Source organism: Vibrio thalassae (assembly GCF_900089835.1).
GTDB classification, from domain to species: Bacteria; Pseudomonadota; Gammaproteobacteria; order Enterobacterales; family Vibrionaceae; genus Vibrio; species Vibrio thalassae.
Genome location: NZ_OANU01000192.1, coordinates 1,573 through 27,995, shown reverse-complemented (window position 1 = coordinate 27,995; position 26,423 = coordinate 1,573). Strand labels below are relative to the sequence as shown.

Here is a 26,423-nt window from a genome sequence, read left to right as displayed (position 1 = left end):
CTCTACATCACTATTTTCTTGCTGCGGTTGTTCGGCTTCAACGTCAGCGGATGTCTCTTGTTGTTTTTGCGGCGCTTGCTCTTCATCACCAAAACCAAGCCACGAGAGTAACCCGCGTTTTTTCTTTTCTGTCATCTGAAACTATCCTGAATACTGTCTTTTCAAATGGTCTTAAATTCGGATTTGCTTAAAACGCTATCGATATACGACAAGCGATGCAAAAAATAATTGCGACAAAGCAGTGAAAACTTTAGTCAGAGATTGGTACACTTCGTCACTTATCCAATTAAGCTCTTTAATGAGCCCGTTATAGTAACACTTAATTGTCGGTCAAAAAATCTATGGTTAGACGTCACAAGCAAACTCCATCACAAAAACCGTCCCAGAAGACGGCATCCCGGTCGGGAGTCACCCGCAATGGTAAAGCAGCTATGGGTAGTGTTCGCATCATTAGCGGCTTATGGCGTGGACGCAAGTTACCAGTTCATGATGCTGAAGGACTTCGTCCAACCACTGATCGAGTCAAAGAAACGGTCTTTAACTGGTTAGCCCAAGATATTCCGCACGCGAAGGTGCTAGACCTGTTTTCAGGCTCAGGAAGCTTAGGGTTTGAAGCAGCTTCTCGACAGGCTGAACAAGTTACTATGATTGAGCTCAACGACAAAGCCTACAAACAACTTGTTAGTAACGTGGCACTGGTGAAGGCCGACAATATCGTCACGCATCATGGCAATGCACTGAACTATTTAGACCAGCAAGGACAACCGCATGATGTGGTGTTTATCGATCCACCATTTCGTAAAGGCTTGCTGCCAGAAGTGGTTCAAAAACTTGAAGATAATGGTTGGCTTACTGACAATGCGTTAATCTATATTGAAACGGAAAAAGAACTGCAAATCGACATCATCCCTGAGCACTGGGATCCACTAAAAGAAAAAACAGCGGGTCAGGTTTGTTATCGATTATTTGAGAGGGAAACAAAATGAAAGCACTATTAATGCTGGCGAAGATCGCCTTTGGGTTTGTTTGGTTTGTGTTGATACTGAATATTTTCCATCCATTCCCAGGAAAAGGCGCCATCGCATTGTATATCATGACTGCGTTTCTGTTCTTAATGCATGGTGTTCAGATGGCTATTTTCCTTGGAGCCTTTGGTGACAAGCTCAAGCTTGGTACATGGGAAAAATACTCCATTCTCGCATTTGGTATTTTTGCTCTTCTCGATATTCGACAAAAGCACATGATGGGAACCACTGCCGACAAAGCTGAAGAAACCGAAGACAAATAAAAAAAGCCGCTTAAGCGGCTTTTTTTAACTTTCCATGTAGCTCTTTATTCCATCTAAGAACATCTGCGTCGAAATCATAACGAGCAGTAACCCCATTAATCGCTCCACCGCCTTTAGACCTCTTTCTCCTAACAGCTTATGGAAGAAGCTGTAGAACATCAAAATAAAGAAAGTGGCGCCCCAAGCGATGAATACCGCAAAGGATAGCTCCATTAAACTGTTGGGGTTTTGCGTTGATAGCAACAGGATAGAAGCAATGACTGACGGCCCCGCAATCATGGGAATCGCCATCGGTACAATAAATGGTTCATCACCGGCCGCTAAGCCAGCGACACTGCCGGTCTGAGGAAAGATCATTCGTATCGCAATGATAAACAATATGATACCGCCAGAAATACTCAGTGTTTCTGGTTTCACATGAAGAAACGTTAGTATGCTTTGCCCTGCAAAAAGGAATAACATCAAAATGAGTAAAGCGAAGCATAACTCACGCGCGAGAACTTTCCGCCTTCGTTTCGGGTCGAGGTGTTTTTAGATAGAGAGAATAACGGGAAGGTTGCCGAGCGGATCCATGATAAGAAACAACATGGTCGCTGCGGAGAGAATATCCATAAGTAGAGCCTGCTAACAAGAGGTTGGCGTTAAGTATAGCAGGCTTAGTCATCGTTTTTGAGTCGAAACAATCTCGTCTAGTGAGAACACACACGCTCAATATTGAGTTCCCATTGTCCCTGATTCTCAATCACTTTCTGTTTTTCAACAAAAAAGACCAACAAAGCATCAAGGTCGAAACCCTCACGACTGCAAGTGCGAAAGTGTGCCTCTGCACCAAACTGTTCGATAACAGTTTGTTCTAATTGCTCGCGCGTCATCGGTTTGTCACGCAATAAGTTAAGTACTTGATGAGCATGAATAGATGCTGTCATGTCTTTATCCTCAAACAATCGTTCGCCAAATGTTAGCGCAGAAGTAAACCATACCGTGATGATCTACCTCAAACGCGCTCATTGTTAGTTCAAACGGTAGCTAACTGAGGGTAGAAGCTACGATCAAAGCGTGAGCTAAATAATAACTACCTGAGATGGCATACCGAGCGCGGCGGGAGTGAAAGCGATATTTGTCCAGCGCTAATAAGACAGCCGAAAGGGCCATAGTGGTGCCACCAAGAAATCCCAACAAGGACGAGATACTCCCTTGTACAAGCCATGCTTCACCAGCAGCACACACTAAATGCACCAATGAAATGCCCATCACGGTAACAGGCACTAAAAATGAATCAACACGAGGTAGAAGCAGAAAAAAAGTCACAATAGCAATACAAAGCATCAGTGCGGGAAGCCATAACACAAATTGACTGTTCACCTGCCCCCACATCGCCCAACTGTAAAACGCCTGGGCTACCAAGTACCCAATAAAGCTGAGCTTTGCAAACCGAGAGTATTGACCAACAACATCACTAAATAAGAAGGCACTCAATCCAATCAGTACCCATAACTCATATTGCGTCGCTATCTTTGACGTCACTAACAGTATAATCAGCAGACAATGAGTCAAAGCGCTAAAAAATACACTTCGAATCTTATCGCCCTTCTCGACAGCAAAAATAAACAGCAAACACGATAAAGCTATCGCCAGCCAACTCCACATACACACACCTAATTCTTGTTATCCACGCCAGTGTATTGGGCTCACTTTTGCTGTCCAGTAGATAGGGCGAAAAGTTGGACTTGCTTTAAATTAAATAAGATTGACATTGACATACCGTGAGATTGTCGAAGATAAACACGTTGTCTCTTCTCGGTGGCTAAAAATCATAAGCAAACGTTTACTACGCCAAAGAGAGATCGGAGCTAGGTTTCTTGCAATTGCACTAATAAAACCAAGAAACCAAACAGTATAGATAAAAATTTATCTTTTGTTTTTCATAGACTAATAGATAAAATTCGGCATTGTTCACTATTTGACTCACTCATTAAACTACAACTTTTCTTCTCTTTTGATAGGAAGTTTTAGAGGATTAATCTCACTGAGCAAGATTTTCTTCACCATCCTGACCACTTACCAACACAAAGCTCACTTAGGGCATACAAAACCAGCTAAACCAACATAATCACAAGCTTTAATAATAATCAATTTCGTGACCCAAACTTACCATTAAAAAACAACAACTTAAAAAACAAAATTTGCTAAAAAACCGTATCGAACACATTTAAAGCGAAGAAAACACACTGTTTTATTGTCCTTAAAACCCTAATTAACGGAAAGAAAATAGCAAAAAACAGAAGATATTTACTTTCTAGCTTGCCAAACACAAAAAAACAGTGCTATTCTGTTTAACAAGATAGGAATTTAAGAAAGGAGCAGTGTTATGATTTCATCTTCTCAGAAGCAGGGTCTCGTGATGATAGCCGTCGTGGTTGGATTGATGACACTGCCGATGCTTTACTAGCTAGAGCTAGAAAGACAAAAAAAGGGACGCTTTCGCGTCCCTTTTTCGTTTTCAAAGTTATTTAGACAACATTACTTAGACAAAATATGCAGCACTTTTTCCCAGTGCATATAGTAAAAGCCCATCGCTAACAGGGTAATCAAGGCCATAAGCCACATTGCCGTCCGCCAAATAAAGCGACTACTTCGTGGCGTCAGTTCTTGCTCGCATTCGTCACAAGCCCTCATAAAGTCAGATTTGTCATCAAGTTCAAGTTCAAAGTCATCCTCATGAATCATCTGATTGCGGATAGTGGCAATATATCTCAGTTTATTAATGATATCGTGCGGCAAGCGCTCTTCACAACTTGATACTAATTGATGCAACCCTTTCCCATCAGCCCGATATTGCTGCCTTAATAACTTCTCTAAGCGTCTCGTTCGCAACACTACACTTTCAATGTCAGACATAAGCATCCCTCCACAACCAGCAAAAATGTGAAAATCAGTGTGCTGGCTACTATCCAAAGATTTGATTCACTCCATTGTTAACTATCTGTATTAAGATTTCGACAATTGTTAGGTAAATTCAAGTAAAGATTTAAGCCTAAAAAGGCGATTTTTTGTGTGATATGACCCTAAAATTGACGCTATGGTTGATGGTTACAGATTATTTTCTGCTGAATATGTGCGATCTTAGTTCCAGCCTACTCAAACATACGAGGTTTCTATGCCTATACCCCTGGTTATCCTTCTTATCGTGTTGATTGTTCTTGCTGGCTATCTTTTTGTTTTTGTGCAAAAAAAACACACCATGGGAGTCGATGCTCCAGAAAGAAAAGCGGCGGTTACTATCTTAGATAAACAAGTCGTCGTTACCGATGACCCCAGCCAAGAAGATGAGTATTGGATATACATTCAGAAAGGAGCATTTGGGCCTAAACGCGAGTTTCAAATCGGAGTGCACTACTATCACCACCTCAACCCTGGGGATAAAGGAGAGTTAACATATCAAGGGGATAAATTCCTACACTTCTCACTAACTCGCTAATTTATTTAGCTTTAACAATACAAGTCATGCTAGCTTTAGCTATCTAACTAACCTATGGATGTGACTAATGAGTCTGCGAGTAAAGCTTGGGCAGCATTTTTCTATTGCACTTGTCACCATTTTGTCAGCAGGTTGCAGCGCAGCCTATCAAGGAAAGATTAACGACGCGGAAGTTCACCTTGTTGACTACTTTCAGCGTTCAGAAGGCGCTCAAGCCCTGATCGACAATATGGATAAATTGAATATCGATCATGCCTATGTGATGGGGCTGCCTGTGATTAAAAAGTGGGACGCCTCCGCTCCTAAAGCGCCACGTTTTGTCTACGGCGACGACTCTCCTGTGTATTATTACTCGCACACCGATGAGCTGATCGCCCGAGACGTTGAAGCTTTGCCCGCTGAGAGCCAAGCTAGGCTGCACCCATTTTTGAGCGGTTTTAATACCACTGACCTGAATGCCGCGGAACATATAGAAAAAGAACTCAAATACCGACCTAATTTTTGGCAAGGCATTGGTGAAGTGATCACTCGACATGATCATTTAACCGCACTGACTGCCGATGAAAAACCTCGCGCCAATCATCCTGCGTTGCAAAAAGTGTATCAACTTGCCGCCCAATACGATTTGCCAGTGTTACTGCATACCAATATTACATCACAGCGAGAAGATAACCCGCTCTATCTCGAAGAACTAGAGCAAGCATTGAGTACCAATCCAGATACACGCTTTTTATGGGCTCATGCGGGTACAACATCGACACTTACTCGAACCATTAAGATGAAGTTTCTCTACGAAACGGTTGCTGACTTACTTAGTGAACATGACAATCTGTACATCTTAGCCTCATGGACGCTAATTGACGTCATCATGCCTGATGGCCAATTGGATCGACGTTGGATATCTCTCATTGAAGCCTATCCAGAGAGATTCATGGTAGGCAGTGATATCGTGGGGTCATTTGGGTATCAACAAGCTGCACTAAAAACATGGCATCCTGTTTTGTCCGCGTTGCCGAAAAACATCGCGGATAAAATGGCCTACCAAAATATGTTGGATGTGTTGCCGAGCACCCGTTAACTCAGCGACTGCATTTTTTGACTCCAGCGCTGGGCATCCGCCAGCGCTGAAAACACTGCATTTTGAGACAAACCCAACCGCATTCTATGATGCTCAGCACCTTTCCAATCTGCCATTTCAAAACACTCGCCGAGTGATAGCAAACATCCATAAGGACCTTGTCGCTCTATCAATGCTCCTTTGATTTCATCAGACAGGGGAAGTTGCTTGAGTAAGGTATCCAAAGACAGATCCATCAAAGCATCTAGAATAGAAAACAGACCTATCATAAAGGCTTGGTCTTGGTGCTGTTTAAATTGGAGATATTTGGTCATTAATCGACAAAATTGTGCCCGTTGCAAAGACAGCTCATACAGCGCTTTAGGCTTATTACTGGAAATAAAAGAAGCCACCGTTAGAGAAACGAACAACTTTAATTTGTCTTGGCCGAGATAAATTAATGCTTGGCGAAAAGAGGAAATTTCTGCATCTAAACGAGGACTCATGGTGTTCACAAACTGCAGCAATTTATATGAGAGGGCCACATCTTTTGCCAGAATTTGCTCAACCTTATCAAAATCCACTTCTGGCACACAAACCTGCTGAAACAACTCCATCGCCACCAGCTGTTCAGAGCTAATGTACACTTGTTTCTCCATAATAGGTTTGCTGAAAAAGAACCCTTGGAAGAACTTAAAGCCCGCTTGCTTAGTCAGTTGAAACTCTTCCTCAGTTTCCACGCGCTCTGCAAGATAATGGCGCGGGCTGCCTTTGGCTTTTTGCTGTCGCACAAACGCACAGGCTTTCTCCACGCCCATCGCCATAATGTCTAACTTCACTATCTGCACAAATGGTAAGAATCGCTCCCAAGCGTCTCTATACACGAAATCATCAAGCGCAATCATGTACCCTAATTGATGAAGCTCTTTAACGGCTTGATATAACGCATCATCAGGTCGGCAAGTTTCTAAGATCTCAATCACCACCTTCTGTTTGGGAAGAATTAATGGTAATCGCCGGACAAGGCTTTGCTGTGGAAAGTTAATGAAACACCGAGAAGCACTGATAGCAGGATTCATTCCTAGAGAAAGATAATTTTCCGCAATTAATCGATACGTCGCTCGATTCGCTTCAACATGCGCAGGAAACGCATTTTTGTCACCATCACGAAAAAGAAGCTCATAGCCTAACGTGTGGCGACGAGCATTAAGGATGGGTTGGCGGGCGACATAGGTTGCGTACATATCCACCCCCAACTACGCTATGACTTGTCGGTGGCTAACCGCGCACCACAATAAACATTCAAGACGCCAACCACCTGATCTATTTTAGCCATGATACGAGTCGTTCGAATCTCTCGTCCCATTTCTAGTGCTGGTTTCGGATGACCAATCCGTCGTCCTATTATTGGTGTGATGACAGACGCTAACCAAACATGATAGTCCATTGTATTTCCTTACCAGTCATTTACTCGTATCCTAGTCATGAGGATAGTGGGCACAAAGCATTCTATTCGATTCAAAAACATCGAAAAAACAGCATATTACACATAAAGCACCAGATAGGCTAATTTATGAGCAAATTAAACGCTACCGAGGTCACTTTTACTCAAGAGTCACACTTTGAGCATGCTATTCACTCACACATTGCTCAATTGTGGGAAAGTCGACAGGAAGGTACGCTAAAGGCAAAAGATGGCACCAAACTCTTTTGGTGCAAGTTAACTCGCCCAGAACACAAAAAAGCGCTCGTGGTTGTGAACGGTCGGATAGAGTCCGCATGGAAATACCAAGAGTTGTTTTATGACTTCTTTCAGCAAGGCTATGACATCTATTCCTTTGATCATCGTGGACAAGGTCTATCGACTCACCTAGCTCCAGACCCCGAAATGGGACATGTCGATGAGTTTGACGACTACCTTGACGATATGCAGATGATATTGGATACCTTCGAACTTGAGCACTACCAACAGCGTCATCTACTCGCCCACTCAATGGGCGGGAACATCGCCACACGCTTTATTCAAACTCATCCTAATCATTCGTTCGACAAGATTGCATTAAGTGCACCTATGTATGGCGTCAGTGTGCCTTGGTACCTAAAGCCAATTGCTACCTTAGTTGCTCAAATCATGACGGCCATCTACCCTAAGCCGACGTATGCTCCTGGCTATCAAGGGTATGTAGCCAAACCATTTGACATCAACCCTTTATCTCAAAGCGAAGTGCGTTATCACTGGTTCAGAGATTTGTACGAGAGGATGCCTGAACTCAAGCTTGGTGGGCCAAGTACTCGTTGGGTGTGGCAAGGTCTGATGGCTGCTCAGCAATGCATCCAGCAAACACGTCAGGTGAAAATCCCTCTTCTGCTTGTACAAGCAGGCGCGGACCAGATTGTCAGCAATCAAGACCAACGAAAGTTCATCAATAAGCTTTCTCGCACCAACAACTACGCTCGAATGATCACAGTGGAAGGCGCAAAACACGAAGTGTTGTTTGAAAAAGATATCTATCGCAATCAAGCAATGAGTGCCATTCAGCACTTTTTTGGTACCGATAACTCATCGCTAAAGTAAACACTAGCAGGGTAAATGAGGAAATATTTCTGTAACCCATTTACCCTCTTTTTCTGGTTTAATATCCCCTACAATAGAGCATTCCACAATGCTGCACATTTACCTACCCTCCAATGACAAAGAGAGAACTATGACCCTTAATCGCGATTCCATCAAAATTGTTGCTTCTGATTTAGACGGCACACTGCTGGCGACTGACCACCAACTTAGTGCTAATTCCAAACAAACACTTAAGGAACTTCACGCGAAGGGATATACGTTTATTTTTGCTACTGGTCGTCACCACGTCGATGTCGCAGGCATTCGTCAGTCAGTAGGCATTCCGGCTTACATGATCACATCAAATGGCGCTCGCGTTCATGACCAAAACGATCAATTGCTGTATAGCCAAAATGTACCCGAAGAATTGGTACAGCCTATCGTTGACGTACTCAATACAGACAGCGAATTGTTTGTTCATATGTATCAAGATGACAAGTGGTTACTTAACCAAGAAGATGAGTACTTACGCAAATTCCATACTGAAACTGGATTTACCTACCATTTGTTCGATGCTACTCAAGCACCAACTTCTGGTATTGCAAAAATCTTCATTACGCATCCAAAACAAGATCATGAACATTTAGTCGAATTTGAACACGCTTTGCGTGCCAAGTTTGGCAACTCTCTAAACATTGCTTTCTCAACACCTTGGTGCTTAGAAGTTATGGCACAAGAAGTATCAAAAGGTGATGCTCTGAAAGCCGTCGCTGAAACACTAGGTCTTGGTTTGAAAAACTGCATCGCCTTTGGTGATGGGATGAATGATGTGGAAATGCTCACAATGGCGGGTCATGGCTACATCATGGAAAACGCTCACGACAAAGTGAAGCGAGCTTTACCTAATAATGAAGTCATTGGTAGCAATGCCGATGATGCCGTCGCAGAGTTTTTAAAACAAAACCTTCTCTAAACGCGGCGTTTCCAACGGTCAAATACTCCCACTCTCGTCCCTATATAGCGCATATCCTCGCTATCGAGAATGGGGGTTTTGTTATCTAGCTACGCGACTTAATATCGCTTGCCACTCAGATTCAGTCACAGGCATCACCGACAGTCGGTTGCCTCTTTTTACCAACGGCATCTCCACTAACTCCGGCATGGTTTTTAGCACACTCAACGGCAACACGCGCTTAAACTTTTCGACAAACTCAATGTCTACCATTAACCAGCGAGGATTATCGGGATCGGACTTCGCATCGTAATAATCGCTTTCAATATCAAACTGAAAATGATCGACGTAAGCCTCTTTGATGATCGTCGCCATACCGGCTACACCTATTTGCTTGCATGATGAATGGTAAATCAAGACTGAGTCACCCACCTTCATCTCATCACGAATCATATTTCGAGCTTGATAGTTGCGAATACCATCCCAACAGGCTGTACCTTTGACACGTAATGTATCAATCGAAAATTCGTCTGGCTCTGTTTTAAATAACCAATATGCCATAATGGTCCTTGTATCTGTGATTCTTGTAACTTTGACTGACTAAGGAAGAGATTAATGAAAATGTCGCGTTTACCGCTCGCATTTGCTCCACTCATATTGCTTCAAGCGTGTTCTTCTTTCAACACTACGGATTCAAGCGAGGACAGTCAGGTTCCGCTAGCTGAATTGTCTCGCCCAGAAACTATCACACCACAAACCTATGTGCTGAGAGGCCAAGCGGTTATCGGTCACGAGACACGCACTATTCAGCCATGTGGTAGCCAACATCAATATTGGCTTCAATTACCCAAAGCAGTGCAAGAAAAAGCCGAGCAGCTCACCCAAAGACCCTACCAACCCGTTTATGCTGAAGTCATCGGTTATTTAGAACCGCCAAGTCAACGTGGGTTTGATTCCGATTACACTGGTCGTTTTGTCGTGAAACAGGTCAATATGCTTACTGCAGAAAACCCAAAGCGCTGCGAGCAGCCACTTCGATCTACGCAAGTATTGGGGAACGAACCGTTTTGGTCATTAAAGTTTGATAATGCACAGCAAGCGAGCTTTACCTTACTGGGTGAAGATAAACAAACGCTTGATCTGACAAATACGACCATAACCCAGAGTACGCGTCGCTATGAATTTGATAATGCCAACCTACAAATGAGCAGCAAGCTGTGTAGCGATACTATGAGTGACACGATTTATGGTTGGAGCGCGGCGCTCACCATGAATGAGCAGACAAGACAAGGTTGTGCGACATTATCGAACAGCGACACCACCCTTAAGTGGACAGGCGACTATCAAGCTCAATCTACAGAAAATGCAGGGTTTACCGTCTCTATGACGCTACTTCCTGATCATACTGCGATTACTCGCTATGAATACCCAGACAACTCACCGGCTACAGAAGAACGCGGATTTTGGCAGCAACTCAATAACCAACAAGTGCAAGTCATCATGACTCGCCACCAGCAGCAGTATCTAGTGTCACAGCGAATTTTCACGCTGTCGGGTAATCAGCTAACAGCAACTCAAGAAAAAGTCGGTGACATACTTTACCCAATCGCAAATGGTGGTCTGGTGCTGTTCAAGAGCAACGAATCATGACGCAACTGTGTATAAAGTGTGGTTTTATCCACAATTGCTACTGTGAAGCGATCCCAACGATCGCTTCTGATCTTTGCTTTACTCTGCTAACTCATCCCAATGAATTTCAGCGAGACACAAATACCGGCAAGCTCGTTGCGCGAATGGTCAAACAGGTCAATATCCGTGAATGGCAGCGTAAACAGCCTGATCCATACTGCCTGCCAGAAAGCTGTGCATTCACGCCTGTCTTAGTATTTCCTACTCAAGACAGCGTGCCACTAACACAATGGCAAGCACAGCATCCCTCAACAAGTAATTTCATTGTACTAGACGCTACATGGCAAGAAGCGAAGAAAATGTTGAATCGCAGCCAGTGGCTACAAGACTTGCCTAAAGTTCATCTTGAGGCGGTGCAAAGCTCTCAGTATCAACTAAGGCGCAATCAACAAGCGGGAAATCTGTGCACGCTTGAAGTATGCGCACAAATGGTCAGAGAGCTAGAAAGTGGTGATGATGCCAACGCAATGCTGACGTTCTTTGAACAGTATTTGCAATGGTTTCAAGCAGAGCGTAGTGGGCACGCTCTGCCTATCTGTTCTCAAAAAAGCACGTTATAGCTGAAGCTCAAGTAATTGTTGGATATGATTAATTTCAATATCTGGCAATTGCTTGAGGCGCACCGTCTGCCTTGCTGATTTTTCTTTGTCATTAAACCAACAAGCACTGAAGCCATTGCGTATCGCTCCTGCAACATCGGTGACGACATGATCGCCAACATGCAGGATATGACGACGTGGCACAGCTAAATGCTGTGCTGCCTTATCAAACATATCGGAGTTAGGTTTCGCTCGTCCATCTGGTCCTGCTTTAAGAATCAGATCAAAATATTGATGAAGCCCTATCTTCTCCACATCTACATTGCCATTGGTGATAGCCACTAACGGGATCTGTTTACTCAAAACAGAGAGTGTTCTATGTGTTTCATGTGGAACATCGAAGTCGCTACGCCAAATCAGCACTTTTTCGATCAATGTTTGTGCTGCTTGGGTAGCGTTTAGATCATCGTAGCCTAATTGCTCCAACCCTTGCTTAATCTGCTGATATCGCCATTGAGTCACATCGTGTTTCAACGCAGGATCTGCTTTAAGCAAGGCCATCTTACATTCATGCCATTGCTTCGCATCCCAACCCTGACTGATTGGGTGTTGCTGATAAAGCCATTGTGCCGCTTGCTGTTCTACTCGAGTAATCACAGGCCAGTTATCATAAAGCGTATCGTCAAGATCGAAGGTCATGGCCTTGATAGGTGCTAGGCTACGATAAAAGCGCATTTACTCATCCTCTTTCTTTTTAGAGGGGCCATTTTTATGGGCACGAGGGTGTGCCTGATCATAAGCTTGAGCCAAATGTTGAAAGTCGAGGTGGGTATAAATCTGAGTGGTCGAAATGTTTTCATGACCTAGCAGCTCTTGTACGGCTCTCAAGTTGTTACTCGACTCTAGCATATGCGTAGCGAATGAATGACGTAGTTTATGTGGGCTGACATGACTAGCAAGAGACTGTTTCTGCCCCCATTCCGCCATACGCTTTTGTACACTACGATGAGAGATACGGGTGCCCAACTTCGACACAAACAGCGCCACTTCTCCCGGATTGGCAAGCTCACCCCGCACTTTGAGCCATTTCTTCGCCCATTCCGTGGCATAGCCTGAAAATGGCACCTTACGTTCTTTATTACCTTTACCGATAACACGAAGCTCGCCGCTGGATAAATTCAGGTGTTTGACGTCAATACTGACCATTTCTGCCAAACGCAATCCAGCACCATACATCATTTCCATCATGGCCCGATCACGCACCGCCAATGGGTCATCTTCATCCACTTCCAGCAGTTGATTCACTTCATCAACGTCAAGATTTTTCGGCAATGGACGTTGCTTACGCGGGGCGCTCACCCCTTTAGCGGGATTGGCCGTAAGCTCGCCACGTAAAATAAGGAAATCAAAGAAACTTCGCAACGATGAGAGCCGTGTGGCGATGCTGCTGGCTTTCATACCTTCACGCATGCCTTTGCCGGCAAGTTGTCTTACCCATCCCGCATCGACTTGTGTCCACGCACCAACCCCCATTTCGTGCAGGTGCATACCCATGGTTTCTAACTGTTGGCGATAGTTGCGTTGCGTATGGAGGCTTAACCCTTTTTCACTACGAAGGTACTCGTAGAAACGCTCTAGCGGTTTTTGCAATCCACTAGGCAGTGCTTGGTCTGACATCGTCTTCCTCTTGCGCTTGCCACTCTAAACTTTCACAAAGATAAGAGACCACTAGCGCTAAATGTCTTAAAAATAAGGTATCCATGTCTGGCTGAAAATGACCGCCGTCCTCGCTGGAAAAAATCAACAAACCTTGGGCAAACTGGCGCTTTAATGGCAGCACAACATACGAACCTAGCTCAGGAACCTTCCCATTAGCAATCTGCTGCTCTGTAAACAACATGGCTCTATCGGCTTGACGTAGGCGCCCTAAATAAGCGTCTTTTCCATTAAGGTGATTGGTAGTGAAACGCTGCCAGCTTTCCATTGAAAGCTTGTCGCTGCTCTGTTCATCGATAAGCTTCAAGTAACCATTAAGGTTAAGCCCTTGTGCCGTCTGCTTAATCGCATTAACAACACTTAGCAGATCGCGACATTTGAGTAAGTTCTCTTGCAGTGACATAAACTCATAGAAGGTTTTATCATTACGAGCGGCCAAAGACATCAAGGCGGTGATTTCTTCTTCCAACGCTTCAATACGTTCGCGCTGTCGTTGCAATTGGATACCTACGAGAGAAACCGCTCCTTGCTGTTGGTGCGGAAGGGAAAGGGATTCTACTAGCGACTCTCTACCCTTAAAAAAATCTGGATGATCAGAAAGATATTGTGCTACCACTTCTGCTGTTAGGTGGTTCGCTTCAAACTCAGACAAAATGTTTCCCTTTATTCCCTGTCAGATAGATAAAAAAATGGCGGGTCTATCATCGACCCGCCATTAGTATATACCCAAGTGACCTCAAGGTGCATTGACTAGCAAGAAATCTGCCCATCAAACACGTGAGTTGCAGGTCCCGTCATAGTTAACGAATGACCTTCACCTTTCCAGCTGATCGTTAAATCGCCTCCAGGCAAGTGTACTGTGACATTCTCATCTAATAGCCCTTGAACAATGCCAATGGCAACAGCCCCGCAAGCACCGCTTCCGCAAGCCTGAGTTTCACCGGCTCCCCGCTCATACACTCGCAGATTCACTTCATGGCGACTCAATACTTGCATAAAGCCTGCGTTCACACGCTCTGGAAAACGCTCATGCGATTCAAGCAATGGACCAAGTTGTTCGACATCCGCATCTTCAGTGCTATCGACCACAGTCACAACATGAGGATTCCCCATACTCACCGCGCCACAGAACAGCGTATGCTCACCAGCACGTAAGATGTAAGTTTTCTCTTTTTGCTTGGCTTTGAAAGGAATCTTATTTGGCTCAAACTCAGGTTGCCCCATGTTCACCGTGACCAAATCATTCTCTTCCAGCTTTAAGACCATTTTGCCTTTCTTGGTACTCACACTCACGCTGTACTTATTGGTCAACCCTTTCATCTGCACGAAACGCGCAAAACAACGCGCGCCATTCCCACACTGCTCAACTTCGCTGCCATCGGCATTAAAAATGCGATAGTGAAAGTCAGTTTCTGGATCATACGGCGCTTCAACAATCAAAAGCTGATCGAAACCCACACCTGTATGTCTATCCGCTAAACGACGAATAAGATCGGGTGAGAAAAATACGTTCTGGGTAATACAATCAACGACCATAAAGTCATTACCCAAACCGTGCATTTTAGAAAAGTGGAAATGCATAGTGGTTCAATTACTCCGGTAAGATGCTTTCTAATTCCCAAAGACTTGGCAGCGATTCGCGCTGACGCACAACATGAGCTTTGTCTCCATCAACAATGATTTCCGCTACACGTGGTCGCGTATTGTAGTTCGAAGACATAACGAAACCATAAGCACCTGCAGAGCGAACGGCGAGTAAATCGTTTTGTTCTAACACTAAAGAACGATCTTTACCGACAAAGTCACCCGTTTCACAAATAGGTCCAACGAGGTCGTAAGTTAAAGCTTCACCTTCTCGCGGTGACACTGGAATGATGTCTTGCCAAGCTTGATACAATGCTGGGCGCATCAAATCATTCATTGCAGCGTCAACAATCGCAAAATTCTTATGTTCAGTATGTTTAAGGAATTCAACTTTAGTCAGCAGCACACCAGCGTTCGCGGCAATAGCGCGGCCAGGCTCGAAGATAAGCTCAAGGTCAGGATGATTCTCTAATCGAGATAACAGCGCCTTAGCGTACTCTGAAGGTTGTGGTGGTAATTCGTCACGATATACCACGCCGAGTCCACCACCAACATCAAGATGCTTTATATCAATCCCATCCTCACGTAGCTCATCAATCAAAGCCAAAAGGCGATCCGTGGCATCAATAAATGGTTCAATCTCGGTTAGCTGTGAACCGATATGGCAGTCAATGCCATGAACGGCGAGGTTTGGCAAGCTTTGAGCAAACTTGTACACCGCTGGTGCACGGTCAAACGCGATACCAAACTTATTGTCACGTAGCCCTGTCGAGATATAAGGGTGTGTATGAGCATCCACATCTGGATTAATTCGCAATGAAATCGGCGCTACCACCCCCATTTCACCTGCGACTTGATTGAGTCGCTCTAATTCGGGTTCAGATTCAACATTGAAACACTTAATACCTAGCTCTAGTGCACGGCGCATTTCTTGCGCGGTTTTACCCACACCTGAGAACACCACCTTGCTTGGTTCGCCGCCCGCTGCTACGACACGTTCTAACTCACCACCGGAGACGATATCAAAACCTGAACCAAGACGAGCCAATGTATTTAGCACGCCAATATTAGAGTTCGCTTTGACTGCGTAGCACACGAGATGTGGGTGGTCGCCCACCGATTTATCAAACGCATTCCAGTGGCGCTCTAGCGTCGCTCTTGAATAGACATATAGCGGAGTGCCGTATTGCTCGGCAAGTTGCGTAAGTGACGTTTCCTCGGCCCAAAGCTGGCCATCGTCCTGATAGTTGAAATAATCCAAATCCTGTATCCCTTTACACTGTATCGATGGCGGTGATTATTGAGCTTGCTCGTTCGCAGGTGCGTCATCAGCTGGAAGATAAAGTGGTCCTGTTTGACCACAGCCCGCTAATGTCACTACGACGAGCATAAAAAATGCGGTAATCGTCTTTTTCATTTTGCATATCGTGATTATTGAATCAATGCCCCCTATAATCGCACCACGAATTAGAAAAGCAATAGGATTACAAAATGAACGACACGGAATTTCACCAATTAGTCGATGAGCAGATGCAAAACATCGAAGAAGCCATCGATGATTCAGGTGCAGATATTGATTACGAAGTGTCTGGTAATGTCATGACTTTGGAATTTGAAGACCGCAGCCAGATCATCATCAACCGTCAAGAACCGATGCACGAGATTTGGTTAGCGTCAAAATCTGGCGGATTCCACTTCAAACTAGTGGATGGCGCATGGACCTGTTCAAAAACCAATGTAGAGTTGATGGACATGGTTAAAGCCGAGTGTGAGAAACACGCCGGCGAAGATATCGACTGGGTTTAAGCGTTTACTGCTTTGGACGTTTTCGAGTTTGGAGAGCCATCATTACGATAAGGAATGATATAAGGTTCTCCTCCCTCTTCGGGATGAATAAGCTGATAATACTGTGGCAAGTTGAAGTTAATTAACTTCGATGACATTTCACTATCGACATTTGAAGTGTAGAAGCTGTTTACACTGGCGATCATTTCATCTTTGCTGCCTCGCATCTGATGATACACTTCCACTTGGTTCGATTCATCAAGCACGTAAATATTGAAGCCATTATCGGTATCTTCAAAGAAGAACTGAATCAAACCCTCACTCGCAAACCCGTCTACTACTTCTGGCAATTGGAATTGTTCTTCACGATCCAGCATCAAAAGCGGTGCCCCTTGCAGTTTATTGGTTGAAATACTGCGATAGAAGTCTACCGAGTTTTCTAACTTTTGAACTGACACACCGCGACGCTCAAAGAACAAACCATACATTTGGTTAGCGACTTTAATGGCTTTAAAACGTCGACGTTTTTCTTGATCAACCGGTTTCAAGCGTAACTCGATACACTCCGCAAGCAATTGATACACGGTATTACGCAAAACACCACGTAAGTTTTTGCTGTAGCAGAATACATCCACTGACTCAGGAGGTAACGCGTCTTGGTGCATCTTGCCTAGTACGGTTTTCAAAGCGTCGAGCATCGCCGTTTCCCCTTCAAAATGAAGAGTACGAACTTCATGCCACGAATTACGATAAACCAGATCTACCGAACCGATAAGACTTTTGCCTTCTTCGCCAAAACTCAAAATATCGACGTTTTTTAAGTCTACTTTTGACGTTTTCGCTGACAGCTCTGATGTTGGGTCGTTCTCAAAGTTGATGAACATCGCCAATTGACTAATTTCGCAAGGACTGCCAAGTGCTTGCATGCTTGGACGACGCTTACGCAATGAGAAGGTATTACGCAAATCACTGACCATCTGATAGAACTTATCGATGTCGATATGCGCCTCACGTACCACAGAGTTGAGGTGGGTTGACTCCGTAATCAAACCGTTGAAAAAAGCCCAAGCCACCAGCTTACTTAGGTATTCATTATGCTCAAGTGCAGGCTGACCTAAAATGCGATGAGGAATCAGTGGCTGTTTATAAAGGTACCAACCTGGCTTGTAGCTCTTACCCTCTTTCACCTCAATAAAAGTCAAATCAGGTTCATGCAAGTCAGGAGAAATTTGTGGATTCAGCAGCGTTACCTTGCCCGGCAGAACTTCAAAAGCAGCGTAGAGCTTACGCGCCAGAATACTGATGTCTTGTGGACTGATCGCAGAAGTAATGTCATTACGACGAGCAAACTGAATCAAGTTACGATAGCTGAGCATCAAAGCGTCGAGCAGTGCATTATGCACGACCATCACTTGCTCTACTTTCCAGTTACGGCGACTATCTAGCTCCTGTAACACCTCTTGTGACCATTGCCACTGAGACGTCATTTCACCTAACGCCTCACGACGCCAAGGCACAGAGCCAATACCAGGCTCACGAGATAGCTTCTCATGAGTTTTTAGGTAGAAACAGCGACGAACTAAATCTAGGCGAGTCGTATCGCCAATACGTTCTAGATAACGCGTCACCTTTTCAAGCATCAGGTAATACGCGTCCATACCATAAAGGTCTGGCACATCAGCAAAAAATCGGCGCTTAGTATCGATACTCAGTAATTGAGTATGTGGATATTCCCACGAGTAGGCTTCTAATAGAATCGCTTTTAATACCGATTTGTAAGGCGAATCGATACTCTTATATAGCTGCCATAAACTTGAGCCAAAATACTCTTCGGCAGGGATACGATTGAGCCGGCCGAAATCAATCCACTCATCACAATTGATGTAACCATTTTGGCAAAGCAGCTCAACATAATCTTCGTAGCACTCTTCCATTTCCGGAGGCACAACTTGCCACAACAACCGTTGACCACCAAGTCGGACAGCTGAACGGTAGAACTCATCGAGCAACAAAAGGTGCTGTGATGAACCGCAGTTGTCACCAGTCATTTCTTCGGAGATATTGCTACGAAAACGCTCTTCGTCCATCAAAAAGAAATTGGCTTCAACACCCAAACCTTTAGCCCAGTCGGTGATCAATAAGCACTTATTGCTCAGTTTTTCACGGGCTTCTGTTGGCATTTCTGGAGAGATACATACCCAGATATCCAAATCACTTGATGTGCTTTGGCCAATCGACGACGTACTGCCCATTGTATATAGGCCTAAAATATCGTGTTGGCGTGGCTCTGGTAGCGGTTGCCCCAAAGCTAACGCTATATCATCAAGGAATTGGCGTTGAACTTCATTGGCTTCAAAACCGTACAAACCGCTAGGGCTGTCCGTCTCAAAAAAGCCAGGGATAATAGGATGGTTGAAATGGAAAAGCGCGGCAATTAATTGGAATACACGTTGTCCTTGCATATCCATAAGCGCCAGCGCGCGCTCAATACGCTGCTGGTTGAGATTATCAAGTCTCTGGATAAGAGTATGAGTGTAAGCCTGCAAGGGTGATTCCTAGGTTTAATCTAACTGCTATATTGCGTAGGTTTTAAACAAACAAGCGTTCAAAACGTGATCAATGTATCATTTTTATTATAGGCGGTAAAGCAATACTCGGCACTACAGCCCCTCACAGCACAACATCGAGGATTTGGTTTTGCCTTCCAAATCATAGCGGACAATTCTAACAGTAGCCGCAATAACAAATGCGATTGACCTCACACCATTAACAATATTTGTGACAAGCTAAGTTGTCACCTTGCTGAGCTACTGGGAAATCACTAAGCATTTCATAGAGACAGTGTTAGGATTATGCCATGCCCAAACACAAAGAAATGCTCACGAGAACGATATGACGCAAACTCAGCCAATACGAATCGCTACCCGAAAAAGTCCTCTTGCCCTATGGCAAGCTCATTATGTCAAAGATGCCCTCATTGCCGCGCATCCTGGACTGGACGTTGAGTTAGTTACTATGGTCACCAAAGGCGATATCATTCTAGATACCCCATTGGCAAAAGTAGGCGGTAAAGGCTTGTTTGTTAAAGAGTTGGAAATCGCTATGCTCGAAGGGCGCGCAGACCTTGCGGTTCATTCAATGAAAGACGTTCCTGTCGACTTCCCTGAAGGGTTAGGCCTAGTCACAATTTGCGAGCGCGAAGATCCACGCGATGCCTTCGTTTCCAACCATTATGCAAGCATCAGCGAATTGCCGGAAGGGGCTATTGTGGGTACTTGCAGTCTACGCAGACAGTGTCAATTAAAAGAGCAGCGTCCAGACCTAGTCATCAAAGAGCTACGTGGCAACGTAGGCACTCGCCTAGGAAAACTGGATAACGGTGAATATGATGCCATTATTCTTGCCGCTGCAGGCCTGAAACGTTTAGAGCTTGAATCACGTATTCGCAGCTTTATTGAGCCGGAAGAATCTCTACCAGCAGTGGGGCAAGGTGCAGTCGGTATCGAATGTCGCCTTGATGATGAAAGACTAATTAAACTGCTCGAACCTCTTAATCACGCAGAAACAGCAGATCGCGTTTTATGTGAGCGAGCAATGAACCTGACATTAGAAGGCGGTTGCCAAGTTCCTATTGGCAGCTATTCACTGCTTGACGGCGACGACATTTGGCTGCGAGCGTTGGTTGGTGAGCCAGACGGTTCAAAAATCGTTCGTGGTGAGATTCGTGGAAAACGAGCGGATGCTGAGGCACTAGGCGTTCAACTCGCCAATCAACTGCTCGATGATGGCGCTAAAGCAATCCTAGAAAAGCTCTACCAAGAACACGAGTAATGACCCATGAGAGTATTGGTTACACGCCCTGAAAATCAAGGCGCAGAACTTTGTAGTCTCATAGAAAAAATGGGGGGCATTGCCCTCCATCAACCGCTCATTGATATTCAAGATAATGTGCAGCTTGTCGTCGATGATACATTGTTGCAACGCTCAGATATCATCATTGCCGTAAGCCAATACGCCGTCTACGCCTTCCAACGCATTCTTATTCATCAACAGCTCTCGTTACCTAGCTCCTGTATTTATCTAGGGGTTGGTCAAAAAACCGCACATGAATTAAGCAAACTCAGTCAACAAAACGTAAACTATCCCACGGTAAGCGATAGTGAACACTTGTTGGCGTTGCCAGAATTAGCAGAGGTGTCGGGTAAGCACGTCATCATTCTGCGCGGTAACGGTGGCCGAGAGCTCATTCATGAGCAGCTCTGTGAACTTGGCGCTGATGTTCAATACCTAGAAACCTACCAGCGCCGATATCTACCACTAAAACCAGACGCTTTAACACAATGGCGCACAATGGGTATCGACACGCTGATCGTAACTAGTGGTGAACAACTTGAGTTTTTATTGTCTCAAGTATCAGGACCAGATCTTAGCTGGTTAACACAACAACAGCTCTTGGTTCCGAGTGAACGAATTGCTACTTTAGCGATGACAAAGGGATTTAATAACGTTACCAATACCCAAGGTGCATCGAACTCTACAATATTTGCTGCTCTCCAGCGTCTAGAAATAGGACTTAACAATGACCAACAAAAATAAAGACGAGCAAATCCAGTCTGAAGAAAAACATGACGTTAAGGCTTTAGCCCCAGAATCTGACACCCCAAAACCTGAACAAGGCGCTTCTCAAAACGAGCAAGCGAAACCAACCACATCAACGCCAGAATTCGAAGAAAAACAAGGCAAACGCGGTGTTAAGCTCGGTGCAGTTGCTATCGTTTTGGCGGTCATTTTTGGTGGCGGCCTGAGCTACCAAATGCAAAAACAAGCCAGTGATTATGAAGCACGCATCGCGAAGCTAGAATCACAGCTCCAAGCGACAACAAGCAGCTTAAGCAATGAGATGCAAAAAGTGCAATCGGAAACGCTCGAACAAGCAAAAACGGTCACTCACAAAGCCGAAGTGGTATTAGGTCAACAACAGAAAAGTATTGAAAGCTTACAACTAGCCGTTGCCGACGTTAAAGGTCGTCGCCCTAACGATTGGCTGCTTGCTGAGGCGGACTATTTGGTGAAACTCGCTGGCCGTAAGTTATTCCTAGAACACGATGTCGTGAGTGCGACACGCTTGATGGAAAGCGCAGATCAACGTATCGCGGCACTCAATGACCCAAGCTTAGTTTCGCTTCGTCAATCGATGGCAAATGACATCACCAAACTACGCACTGTTCCATTGGTGGATCGTGACGGGCTGGTACTTCGACTGACCTCTCTCCAGCAAGAGGTGGACAAGCTACCTCTTGCTAACGCCATCCTTCCAGACGCACCTGCCGTAGAAAAACGCCAAGTCTCAGAAGATATTTATGACTGGCAAGACAACCTGATGACGTCTCTAAAAGATTTTTCAGACAACTTCATTACCTTCCGTTCTCGTGATGGAAATGTGATTCCACTGCTTTCACCAGAACAAGATTTCTATCTCAAAGAAAACATCAAATCCAAAATAGAAACAGCGATTCGTGCGGTGTACAAAGAACAAGGCGAAATCTACAAGATGTCGTTAGAGACCGCTGAAAAATGGTCTGAGTCATTTTTCGATATGAACAATAATAGTGTGAAAGAGTTTAACGCTGCACTAGGTAAACTAAGTCAGCAAAATATCCAAGTGAACTATCCTGTGAAATTGGAAACTCAAGCTCAGCTGTCTGATGTCATCAATGAACGTCTGCGCCGTGAAGTCACCAGCATCATTACGGAGGAGAAACAATGATTCGATTAATCTTTCTCTTCGTCGTACTCGGCGCGGGTCTATTTGTTGGCACTCAGTTCTCTGGTCAACAAGGTTACGTCCTCATCTCAATAGCCAATAAAACCATCGAGATGAGCGTAACCACACTGGTGGTATTCGTCATCGCTGCGCTAGCAGGCTTGTTTCTACTTGAATACATCATTAAGAAGGTGCTTTACACCAGTGTCACAACGTTCAACTATTTTAGCGTTCGGAAGATGCGTCGTTCACGTCGCTACACCAATGAAGGCATCATTAAGTTACTGGAAGGCGATTGGAAGCTCGCCGAGAAAAAAGTGACTCGCTGGGCCAATTACCATGATATGCCGCTTTTGTGTTATCTCGTTGCCTCTGAGGCAGCCCTAGGACAAGGGGACAAAGCAAAGCGTGACCATTACCTGGAGCTAGCCTCTAAGCAAGAGAACTCCGAACTTGCGGTTCAGCTAACCAGAGCTAAACAAGCCGTCCGCGAAGAAGAATGGGAAGTTGCAGCAAGCACACTAGAGACTCTCAAAGCGGAGCATCCAAACAACTCGATTGTTTTAAGCCTTCAAAAAACAACTTATCGAGAGTTAGGCGAATGGCAGGCGCTTATCGATCTGTTACCTAAACTTCACAAAGCAAAACTCATCGATGAACAAGAGCAAAATGAGCTCAATGAACGTGCTCAGTGCGGTTTACTCGAAGACATTGCAAGTCAACAAGGCAGCGAAGGATTGATCAACCACTGGAATAAGTTGCTACGTAAAACACGTCAAAGTACTCACCTAGTGGGTTGTTTTAGTAAGCAGCTCATTGCTCGTAAAGCGGACGCTGAGGCGTTTACTGTGATTAAAGAAACGCTGAAAAAACAGGGCCATGATGACTTGTATAAAGTTCTGCCAGAGCTAAACCTTGCAGATACACATCCTGTCGTTGTACTACTTGAAGACGCCGTGAAGAAACAACCTGACACACCTGAAGCACAAAGTGCACTGGCACAGTTCTACTTCAGAGCAGAAAAATGGCCCGAAGCACAGCGCCACTTTGAACGTGCACTTTCGCTTCGCCCCGATGTTTCTGATTATGCTTATCTTGCTGATACATTAGAGAAGCAAAACCTATCGAAAGCGGCCAGCGAAGTGTCTAGAAAGGCGCTAACGCTTATCGACAGCAAGCAATAAAAGTTAGTGTTAAGCCACTTTTGACTGAACTTCTAAGGGTTTTAGACCTTTGAACAAGAACCCCGCTCTAATGCGGGGTTCTTTGTATCTGACATCATACTCAATCAATATAAGTCACAGTCTAATTTGCGCATTTACAAGGCCAGTTAATGCACATGGCCCTGTGAGAAGTTAATCATCATCACACCCACAACCACGAAAGCGATGCCACCCCATACTATCGGGTCTAAGTGTTGGCGATAAACAAAGGTCGAAATCAAGCTAACAGCAACAATAGCTAACCCCGCCCATAGTGAATGCACAACCCCAACAGGCATGCCTTTCATCGCTTGGCTCAAGAACAGGAATGCAGCTAAATGGCCAACCACCACGATTGCGGCCGGAATAGGTTTAGACAAACTAAAACCGTCCGTTGCTTTCAACGCTACATGAGAAATTGCTTCGGATAGTACGGCAAAGATAATGAAAAACCAGCTCATCAAGATATTCCTATTAATTTGCTTTTAGAAGATGACGAATAACCCTCACTTAATTCAGCAAGAGCCATTGATTTCGTGAAAACAGAAAGATAACTGAAAACAAAAAGGTCGAGAAAAATCATCAATCCTCGACCTTTTATTAAGAGCTAAGAGCCTTTACTGCGGCTCATAAACCTTATCTATCCATATGAAGAACGGTACGGATAGATTCGCCTTTATGCATCAGTTCGAATGCTTCATTGACGTCTTGTAGACCCATGGTGTGAGTAATGAACTCTTGCAAACCAAACTCACCAGCCATATAACGGTTTACGATTTCTGGAAGCTCTGAGCGACCTTTTACGCCACCAAAAGCAGAACCGCGCCAAACTCGGCCAGTTACCAACTGGAATGGACGTGTTGAGATCTCTTGACCCGCCCCTGCAACACCGATAATCACAGACTCACCCCAACCTTTATGGCAGCACTCTAATGCTTGACGCATTACGTTAACATTACCAATGCACTCGAATGAATAGTCAACACCACCATCAGTCATTTCAATAATCACTTCTTGGATTGGTTTATCAAACTTCATTGGGTTAATACAGTCAGTCGCACCAAGTTGTTTTGCTAACTCAAATTTGCTTTCGTTGATATCGACACCAATAATGGTTTTTGCACCTGACATGCGTGCACCAATAATGGCTGAAAGACCGATACCACCCAAACCAAATACTGCAACAGTATCGCCTTCTTGGACTTTTGCAGTGTTAAGAACCGCACCCATACCAGTAGTGACGCCACAACCAAGTAGACACACTTCTTCTAATGGCGCTTCTTTCGCAACTTTAGCTAATGAGATCTCTGGAAGTACTGTGTACTCAGAAAATGTTGAGCAACCCATGTAGTGGAAAATCGTTTCGCCATTAATAGAAAAACGACTGGTACCGTCTGGCATTAGCCCTTTACCTTGTGTTTCGCGAACAGCTTGGCAAAGGTTAGTTTTACCTGACTTACAATATTTACACTCACCACATTCCGCAGTGTAAAGCGGTATAACATGATCACCGACCTCAACACTAGTCACACCTTCGCCGACCATTTCGACGATACCGCCACCTTCATGGCCCAAGATTGAAGGAAAAATACCCTCAGGATCATCACCTGATAATGTGAACGCATCTGTATGACATACACCTGTTGCTACGATACGAACAAGTACTTCACCTGCTTTAGGAAGCTGTACATCAACCTCTTCCATTTTTAAAGGTTCGCCAGCGGCCCATGAGACCGTTTTAGTATTTGAATCAATGTCGAAGTAAACGTAGCTGAGAATAACCATCTCCGCTGCTTCGTTGTTGTGGTTAGTATAGATGTTTACTAAAAATTGATAATACAAGAATTTTGAAATTAATTATTACCACAGAGTAATAATATAAAAAGAGAGGAATTAATACCGTAAGAAGTAGGGGAAACGAGCAGCGATCTTGAGCCATGTTATAGAACAGCCTATGTTTGCAACGCTAATACCGGCTTTATGCTAGCTGGTTAAATGCCCTAAGACAGATTTAATGCTTGATATGAAAGTATGATAGATAAGATAGTACCTAGTTCTACGTGGTTAATACCAATCTAAGTAAAAATATGATCTAATTGATGCTATTACTTTTGCGAAAAAACGGATGCTATGGACAGCCTCGATAACATTGACTTTAAAAAGCTCGCTAGCCAACAAAAATCTATCCAGATGAAGATGCGATTACTTACGTTGTCCCACTTTAAAGATGGTCACTCTCGCACCCAAATTGCCAAGTTCCTTAAAGTCAGTAGAACCAGTGTCAACAAATGGGTACAAACTTTCCTTGAGGATGGGCTTGATGGGTTGCAAGAAAAACCAAGAACGGGTCGGCCTGCTTTCCTTAATCCTCAACAACGTGAGCAATTAAGCCTATACATAAAGAATCGAGCAGAGGATTCATCAGGGGGTAGATTAACTGGTGCTGACATTCATACCTATATCGCCGAAGAGTTTGGTAAGTACTACCACCCAGATTCTATTTATTATTTGCTCAATCATATGGGCTTTTCTTGGATAACCTCCCGCTCCAAGCACCCTAAACAATCCCAACAAATCCAAGACGATTTTAAAAAAATTCAAAATCGAAACGATCCTTAAGATCCACGGACATATGGGACTTGAGAGAGTTGATGTTTGGTTTCAAGATGAAGCAATATTTGGCCAGCAAAATACGACAACTCGACTTTGGGCTGAACGTGGTTCAAGGCCTAGAGCGGTAAAACAACAGCAATTTGAGTATGCTTATTTGTTTGGCTCAGTATGCCCCACTAGAGAGCTCGGAGAAGCAATGGTC

The 26,423-nt window shown here is 44.4% G+C and carries 29 protein-coding genes and 3 pseudogenes; 15 read left to right on the top strand and 17 right to left on the bottom strand.

Annotation, left to right across the window (positions count from 1 at the left end):
- Nucleotides 1–135: pseudogene (locus tag VTH8203_RS25320) on the bottom strand (signal recognition particle-docking protein FtsY); the annotation flags it as partial.
- Nucleotides 136–341: 206 nt separating this feature from the next.
- Between VTH8203_RS25320 and rsmD the strand changes: the two are divergent.
- Both rsmD and VTH8203_RS23965 read left to right on the top strand, forming a co-directional pair.
- Nucleotides 342–986, top strand: coding sequence for a 16S rRNA (guanine(966)-N(2))-methyltransferase RsmD (gene rsmD / locus VTH8203_RS23970; protein WP_096995844.1), 645 nt, complete (start codon nt 342–344; stop codon nt 984–986).
- Entirely contained in the window at nt 983–1,288 is a 306-nt protein-coding gene (locus VTH8203_RS23965) for a DUF1145 domain-containing protein (protein ID WP_096995821.1), read from the top strand. Before rsmD ends, VTH8203_RS23965 begins: the two co-directional genes overlap by 4 nt.
- Before the next feature lie 24 nt (nt 1,289–1,312).
- Here VTH8203_RS23965 and VTH8203_RS23960 read toward each other — a convergent pair.
- The 4 genes and pseudogenes from VTH8203_RS23960 to VTH8203_RS23940 form a co-directional block, all read right to left on the bottom strand.
- Nucleotides 1,313–1,900 (bottom strand): annotated as a pseudogene (locus VTH8203_RS23960) (YhgN family NAAT transporter).
- Between the two features lie 77 nt (nt 1,901–1,977).
- Entirely contained in the window at nt 1,978–2,214 is a 237-nt protein-coding gene (locus VTH8203_RS23955; protein WP_096995820.1) for a YecH family metal-binding protein, read from the bottom strand.
- A gap of 100 nt (nt 2,215–2,314) precedes the next feature.
- Nucleotides 2,315–2,935 (bottom strand): lysoplasmalogenase, encoded by a 621-nt coding sequence (locus VTH8203_RS23950; protein WP_096995819.1) that lies wholly within the window; start codon nt 2,933–2,935, stop codon nt 2,315–2,317.
- 873 nt (nt 2,936–3,808) lie between these two features.
- Nucleotides 3,809–4,186, bottom strand: coding sequence for a DUF4145 domain-containing protein (locus VTH8203_RS23940; RefSeq protein ID WP_096995818.1), 378 nt, complete (start codon nt 4,184–4,186; stop codon nt 3,809–3,811).
- 259 nt (nt 4,187–4,445) lie between these two features.
- On the opposite strand from VTH8203_RS23940, the gene VTH8203_RS23935 reads away from it, so the two are divergent.
- Together VTH8203_RS23935 and VTH8203_RS23930 are read left to right on the top strand one after the other, a co-directional pair.
- On the top strand, nt 4,446–4,766 hold the full coding sequence (locus tag VTH8203_RS23935; RefSeq protein ID WP_096995817.1) for a DUF2500 domain-containing protein: 321 nt from the start codon (nt 4,446–4,448) through the stop codon (nt 4,764–4,766).
- A 67-nt stretch (nt 4,767–4,833) separates the two neighbouring features.
- On the top strand, nt 4,834–5,844 hold the full coding sequence (locus tag VTH8203_RS23930; RefSeq protein WP_096995816.1) for an amidohydrolase family protein: 1,011 nt from the start codon (nt 4,834–4,836) through the stop codon (nt 5,842–5,844).
- Here the strand turns inward: VTH8203_RS23930 and VTH8203_RS23925 are convergent.
- Together VTH8203_RS23925 and VTH8203_RS23920 are read right to left on the bottom strand one after the other, a co-directional pair.
- Nucleotides 5,841–7,067 carry an EAL and HDOD domain-containing protein gene (locus VTH8203_RS23925; protein WP_096995815.1) on the bottom strand — a complete coding sequence of 409 codons (1,227 nt, stop codon included), beginning with the start codon at nt 7,065–7,067 and terminating at the stop codon, nt 5,841–5,843. The genes VTH8203_RS23930 and VTH8203_RS23925 overlap by 4 nt on opposite strands.
- Before the next feature lie 17 nt (nt 7,068–7,084).
- On the bottom strand, nt 7,085–7,270 hold the full coding sequence (locus VTH8203_RS23920; protein WP_096995814.1) for a LysE family translocator: 186 nt from the start codon (nt 7,268–7,270) through the stop codon (nt 7,085–7,087).
- A gap of 126 nt (nt 7,271–7,396) precedes the next feature.
- Here VTH8203_RS23920 and VTH8203_RS23915 point away from each other — a divergent pair, with 126 nt between their 5' ends.
- Nucleotides 7,397–8,398 (top strand): alpha/beta fold hydrolase, encoded by a 1,002-nt coding sequence (locus tag VTH8203_RS23915; protein WP_096995813.1) that lies wholly within the window; start codon nt 7,397–7,399, stop codon nt 8,396–8,398.
- A gap of 130 nt (nt 8,399–8,528) precedes the next feature.
- Nucleotides 8,529–9,350 carry a Cof-type HAD-IIB family hydrolase gene (locus tag VTH8203_RS23910; RefSeq protein ID WP_096995812.1) on the top strand — a complete coding sequence of 274 codons (822 nt, stop codon included), beginning with the start codon at nt 8,529–8,531 and terminating at the stop codon, nt 9,348–9,350.
- Nucleotides 9,351–9,431: 81 nt separating this feature from the next.
- Here the strand turns inward: VTH8203_RS23910 and VTH8203_RS23905 are convergent, their stop codons facing one another.
- Complete coding sequence (locus VTH8203_RS23905) at nt 9,432–9,890, bottom strand: EVE domain-containing protein (RefSeq protein ID WP_096995811.1); 459 nt, start codon at nt 9,888–9,890, stop codon at nt 9,432–9,434.
- Nucleotides 9,891–9,944: 54 nt separating this feature from the next.
- Here VTH8203_RS23905 and VTH8203_RS23900 point away from each other — a divergent pair, with 54 nt between their 5' ends.
- Together VTH8203_RS23900 and VTH8203_RS23895 are read left to right on the top strand one after the other, a co-directional pair.
- Complete coding sequence (locus VTH8203_RS23900) at nt 9,945–10,979, top strand: COG3650 family protein (RefSeq protein ID WP_096995810.1); 1,035 nt, start codon at nt 9,945–9,947, stop codon at nt 10,977–10,979.
- On the top strand, nt 10,976–11,578 hold the full coding sequence (locus tag VTH8203_RS23895) for a tRNA-uridine aminocarboxypropyltransferase (protein ID WP_096995809.1): 603 nt from the start codon (nt 10,976–10,978) through the stop codon (nt 11,576–11,578). The genes VTH8203_RS23900 and VTH8203_RS23895 overlap by 4 nt, the downstream gene beginning before the upstream one ends.
- Here the strand turns inward: VTH8203_RS23895 and yigB are convergent.
- The 6 genes from yigB to lptM all read right to left on the bottom strand — a co-directional run bounded on the left by yigB (nt 11,573) and on the right by lptM (nt 16,274).
- Nucleotides 11,573–12,292 carry a 5-amino-6-(5-phospho-D-ribitylamino)uracil phosphatase YigB gene (gene yigB, locus VTH8203_RS23890; protein WP_096995808.1) on the bottom strand — a complete coding sequence of 240 codons (720 nt, stop codon included), beginning with the start codon at nt 12,290–12,292 and terminating at the stop codon, nt 11,573–11,575. The two genes, VTH8203_RS23895 and yigB, sit on opposite strands and share 6 nt — an antisense overlap.
- Nucleotides 12,293–13,234: a tyrosine recombinase XerC gene (xerC, locus tag VTH8203_RS23885; protein WP_096995807.1), complete on the bottom strand. Its 942-nt coding sequence runs from the start codon at nt 13,232–13,234 to the stop codon at nt 12,293–12,295. It lies immediately after the preceding gene.
- Nucleotides 13,212–13,925 (bottom strand): DUF484 family protein, encoded by a 714-nt coding sequence (locus VTH8203_RS23880; protein WP_096995806.1) that lies wholly within the window; start codon nt 13,923–13,925, stop codon nt 13,212–13,214. The genes xerC and VTH8203_RS23880 overlap by 23 nt, the downstream gene beginning before the upstream one ends.
- 98 nt (nt 13,926–14,023) lie before the next feature.
- A complete protein-coding gene (gene dapF / locus VTH8203_RS23875) occupies nt 14,024–14,854 on the bottom strand; it encodes a diaminopimelate epimerase (RefSeq protein WP_096995805.1) in 831 nt (276 codons plus the stop codon).
- A 10-nt stretch (nt 14,855–14,864) separates the two neighbouring features.
- Complete coding sequence (gene lysA / locus VTH8203_RS23870; protein ID WP_096995804.1) at nt 14,865–16,118, bottom strand: diaminopimelate decarboxylase; 1,254 nt, start codon at nt 16,116–16,118, stop codon at nt 14,865–14,867.
- A gap of 36 nt (nt 16,119–16,154) precedes the next feature.
- A complete protein-coding gene (gene lptM, locus VTH8203_RS25830) occupies nt 16,155–16,274 on the bottom strand; it encodes an LPS translocon maturation chaperone LptM (protein WP_006074698.1) in 120 nt (39 codons plus the stop codon).
- A gap of 74 nt (nt 16,275–16,348) precedes the next feature.
- Between lptM and cyaY the strand changes: the two genes are divergently transcribed.
- Nucleotides 16,349–16,663 carry an iron donor protein CyaY gene (cyaY, locus tag VTH8203_RS23860; RefSeq protein WP_096995803.1) on the top strand — a complete coding sequence of 105 codons (315 nt, stop codon included), beginning with the start codon at nt 16,349–16,351 and terminating at the stop codon, nt 16,661–16,663.
- Here the strand turns inward: cyaY and VTH8203_RS23855 are convergent.
- Nucleotides 16,660–19,188, bottom strand: coding sequence for a class I adenylate cyclase (locus VTH8203_RS23855; RefSeq protein WP_096995802.1), 2,529 nt, complete (start codon nt 19,186–19,188; stop codon nt 16,660–16,662). The genes cyaY and VTH8203_RS23855 overlap by 4 nt on opposite strands.
- 346 nt (nt 19,189–19,534) lie before the next feature.
- Between VTH8203_RS23855 and hemC the strand changes: the two genes are divergently transcribed.
- From hemC to VTH8203_RS23835, 4 genes are read left to right on the top strand one after another with little or no spacing between them, the layout of a single operon-like run.
- Nucleotides 19,535–20,473 carry a hydroxymethylbilane synthase gene (gene hemC, locus VTH8203_RS23850; RefSeq protein ID WP_096995801.1) on the top strand — a complete coding sequence of 313 codons (939 nt, stop codon included), beginning with the start codon at nt 19,535–19,537 and terminating at the stop codon, nt 20,471–20,473.
- Nucleotides 20,474–20,479: 6 nt separating this feature from the next.
- Nucleotides 20,480–21,238, top strand: coding sequence for a uroporphyrinogen-III synthase (locus VTH8203_RS23845; protein ID WP_096995800.1), 759 nt, complete (start codon nt 20,480–20,482; stop codon nt 21,236–21,238).
- The gene (locus VTH8203_RS23840; RefSeq protein WP_096995799.1) at nt 21,222–22,409 is read left to right on the top strand and encodes a uroporphyrinogen-III C-methyltransferase; all 1,188 of its coding nucleotides are present in this window, start codon (nt 21,222–21,224) and stop codon (nt 22,407–22,409) included. The genes VTH8203_RS23845 and VTH8203_RS23840 overlap by 17 nt, the downstream gene beginning before the upstream one ends.
- Nucleotides 22,406–23,590 carry a heme biosynthesis protein HemY gene (locus tag VTH8203_RS23835; protein ID WP_096995798.1) on the top strand — a complete coding sequence of 395 codons (1,185 nt, stop codon included), beginning with the start codon at nt 22,406–22,408 and terminating at the stop codon, nt 23,588–23,590. Before VTH8203_RS23840 ends, VTH8203_RS23835 begins: the two co-directional genes overlap by 4 nt.
- Nucleotides 23,591–23,736: 146 nt before the next feature.
- Here VTH8203_RS23835 and VTH8203_RS23830 read toward each other — a convergent pair whose 3' ends face one another.
- Nucleotides 23,737–24,069, bottom strand: coding sequence for a DMT family transporter (locus tag VTH8203_RS23830; RefSeq protein WP_096995797.1), 333 nt, complete (start codon nt 24,067–24,069; stop codon nt 23,737–23,739).
- A gap of 175 nt (nt 24,070–24,244) precedes the next feature.
- Entirely contained in the window at nt 24,245–25,393 is a 1,149-nt protein-coding gene (locus VTH8203_RS23825; protein WP_096995796.1) for an S-(hydroxymethyl)glutathione dehydrogenase/class III alcohol dehydrogenase, read from the bottom strand.
- Between the two features lie 345 nt (nt 25,394–25,738).
- Between VTH8203_RS23825 and VTH8203_RS23820 the strand changes: the two genes are divergently transcribed.
- Nucleotides 25,739–26,227: an IS630 family transposase gene (locus VTH8203_RS23820; protein WP_096995795.1), complete on the top strand. Its 489-nt coding sequence runs from the start codon at nt 25,739–25,741 to the stop codon at nt 26,225–26,227.
- A 13-nt stretch (nt 26,228–26,240) separates the two neighbouring features.
- A pseudogene (locus VTH8203_RS24930) lies at nt 26,241–26,423 on the top strand (IS630 family transposase); the annotation flags it as partial.

What these genes read in the sequence shown, in the direction of transcription:
- rsmD (WP_096995844.1), top strand. Translation starts at nt 342, where the DNA reads ATGGTTAGACGTCACAAGCAAACTCCATCACAAAAACCGTCCCAGAAG.
- VTH8203_RS23965 (WP_096995821.1), top strand. Translation starts at nt 983, where the DNA reads ATGAAAGCACTATTAATGCTGGCGAAGATCGCCTTTGGGTTTGTTTGG.
- VTH8203_RS23955 (WP_096995820.1), bottom strand. Translation starts at nt 2,214, where the DNA reads ATGACAGCATCTATTCATGCTCATCAAGTACTTAACTTATTGCGTGAC.
- VTH8203_RS23950 (WP_096995819.1), bottom strand. Translation starts at nt 2,935, where the DNA reads ATGTGGAGTTGGCTGGCGATAGCTTTATCGTGTTTGCTGTTTATTTTT.
- VTH8203_RS23940 (WP_096995818.1), bottom strand. Translation starts at nt 4,186, where the DNA reads ATGTCTGACATTGAAAGTGTAGTGTTGCGAACGAGACGCTTAGAGAAG.
- VTH8203_RS23935 (WP_096995817.1), top strand. Translation starts at nt 4,446, where the DNA reads ATGCCTATACCCCTGGTTATCCTTCTTATCGTGTTGATTGTTCTTGCT.
- VTH8203_RS23930 (WP_096995816.1), top strand. Translation starts at nt 4,834, where the DNA reads ATGAGTCTGCGAGTAAAGCTTGGGCAGCATTTTTCTATTGCACTTGTC.
- VTH8203_RS23925 (WP_096995815.1), bottom strand. Translation starts at nt 7,067, where the DNA reads ATGTACGCAACCTATGTCGCCCGCCAACCCATCCTTAATGCTCGTCGC.
- VTH8203_RS23920 (WP_096995814.1), bottom strand. Translation starts at nt 7,270, where the DNA reads ATGGACTATCATGTTTGGTTAGCGTCTGTCATCACACCAATAATAGGA.
- VTH8203_RS23915 (WP_096995813.1), top strand. Translation starts at nt 7,397, where the DNA reads ATGAGCAAATTAAACGCTACCGAGGTCACTTTTACTCAAGAGTCACAC.
- VTH8203_RS23910 (WP_096995812.1), top strand. Translation starts at nt 8,529, where the DNA reads ATGACCCTTAATCGCGATTCCATCAAAATTGTTGCTTCTGATTTAGAC.
- VTH8203_RS23905 (WP_096995811.1), bottom strand. Translation starts at nt 9,890, where the DNA reads ATGGCATATTGGTTATTTAAAACAGAGCCAGACGAATTTTCGATTGAT.
- VTH8203_RS23900 (WP_096995810.1), top strand. Translation starts at nt 9,945, where the DNA reads ATGAAAATGTCGCGTTTACCGCTCGCATTTGCTCCACTCATATTGCTT.
- VTH8203_RS23895 (WP_096995809.1), top strand. Translation starts at nt 10,976, where the DNA reads ATGACGCAACTGTGTATAAAGTGTGGTTTTATCCACAATTGCTACTGT.
- yigB (WP_096995808.1), bottom strand. Translation starts at nt 12,292, where the DNA reads ATGCGCTTTTATCGTAGCCTAGCACCTATCAAGGCCATGACCTTCGAT.
- xerC (WP_096995807.1), bottom strand. Translation starts at nt 13,234, where the DNA reads ATGTCAGACCAAGCACTGCCTAGTGGATTGCAAAAACCGCTAGAGCGT.
- dapF (WP_096995805.1), bottom strand. Translation starts at nt 14,854, where the DNA reads ATGCATTTCCACTTTTCTAAAATGCACGGTTTGGGTAATGACTTTATG.
- lptM (WP_006074698.1), bottom strand. Translation starts at nt 16,274, where the DNA reads ATGAAAAAGACGATTACCGCATTTTTTATGCTCGTCGTAGTGACATTA.
- cyaY (WP_096995803.1), top strand. Translation starts at nt 16,349, where the DNA reads ATGAACGACACGGAATTTCACCAATTAGTCGATGAGCAGATGCAAAAC.
- hemC (WP_096995801.1), top strand. Translation starts at nt 19,535, where the DNA reads ATGACGCAAACTCAGCCAATACGAATCGCTACCCGAAAAAGTCCTCTT.
- VTH8203_RS23845 (WP_096995800.1), top strand. Translation starts at nt 20,480, where the DNA reads ATGAGAGTATTGGTTACACGCCCTGAAAATCAAGGCGCAGAACTTTGT.
- VTH8203_RS23840 (WP_096995799.1), top strand. Translation starts at nt 21,222, where the DNA reads ATGACCAACAAAAATAAAGACGAGCAAATCCAGTCTGAAGAAAAACAT.
- VTH8203_RS23835 (WP_096995798.1), top strand. Translation starts at nt 22,406, where the DNA reads ATGATTCGATTAATCTTTCTCTTCGTCGTACTCGGCGCGGGTCTATTT.
- VTH8203_RS23830 (WP_096995797.1), bottom strand. Translation starts at nt 24,069, where the DNA reads ATGAGCTGGTTTTTCATTATCTTTGCCGTACTATCCGAAGCAATTTCT.
- VTH8203_RS23825 (WP_096995796.1), bottom strand. Translation starts at nt 25,393, where the DNA reads ATGGTTATTCTCAGCTACGTTTACTTCGACATTGATTCAAATACTAAA.
- VTH8203_RS23820 (WP_096995795.1), top strand. Translation starts at nt 25,739, where the DNA reads ATGGACAGCCTCGATAACATTGACTTTAAAAAGCTCGCTAGCCAACAA.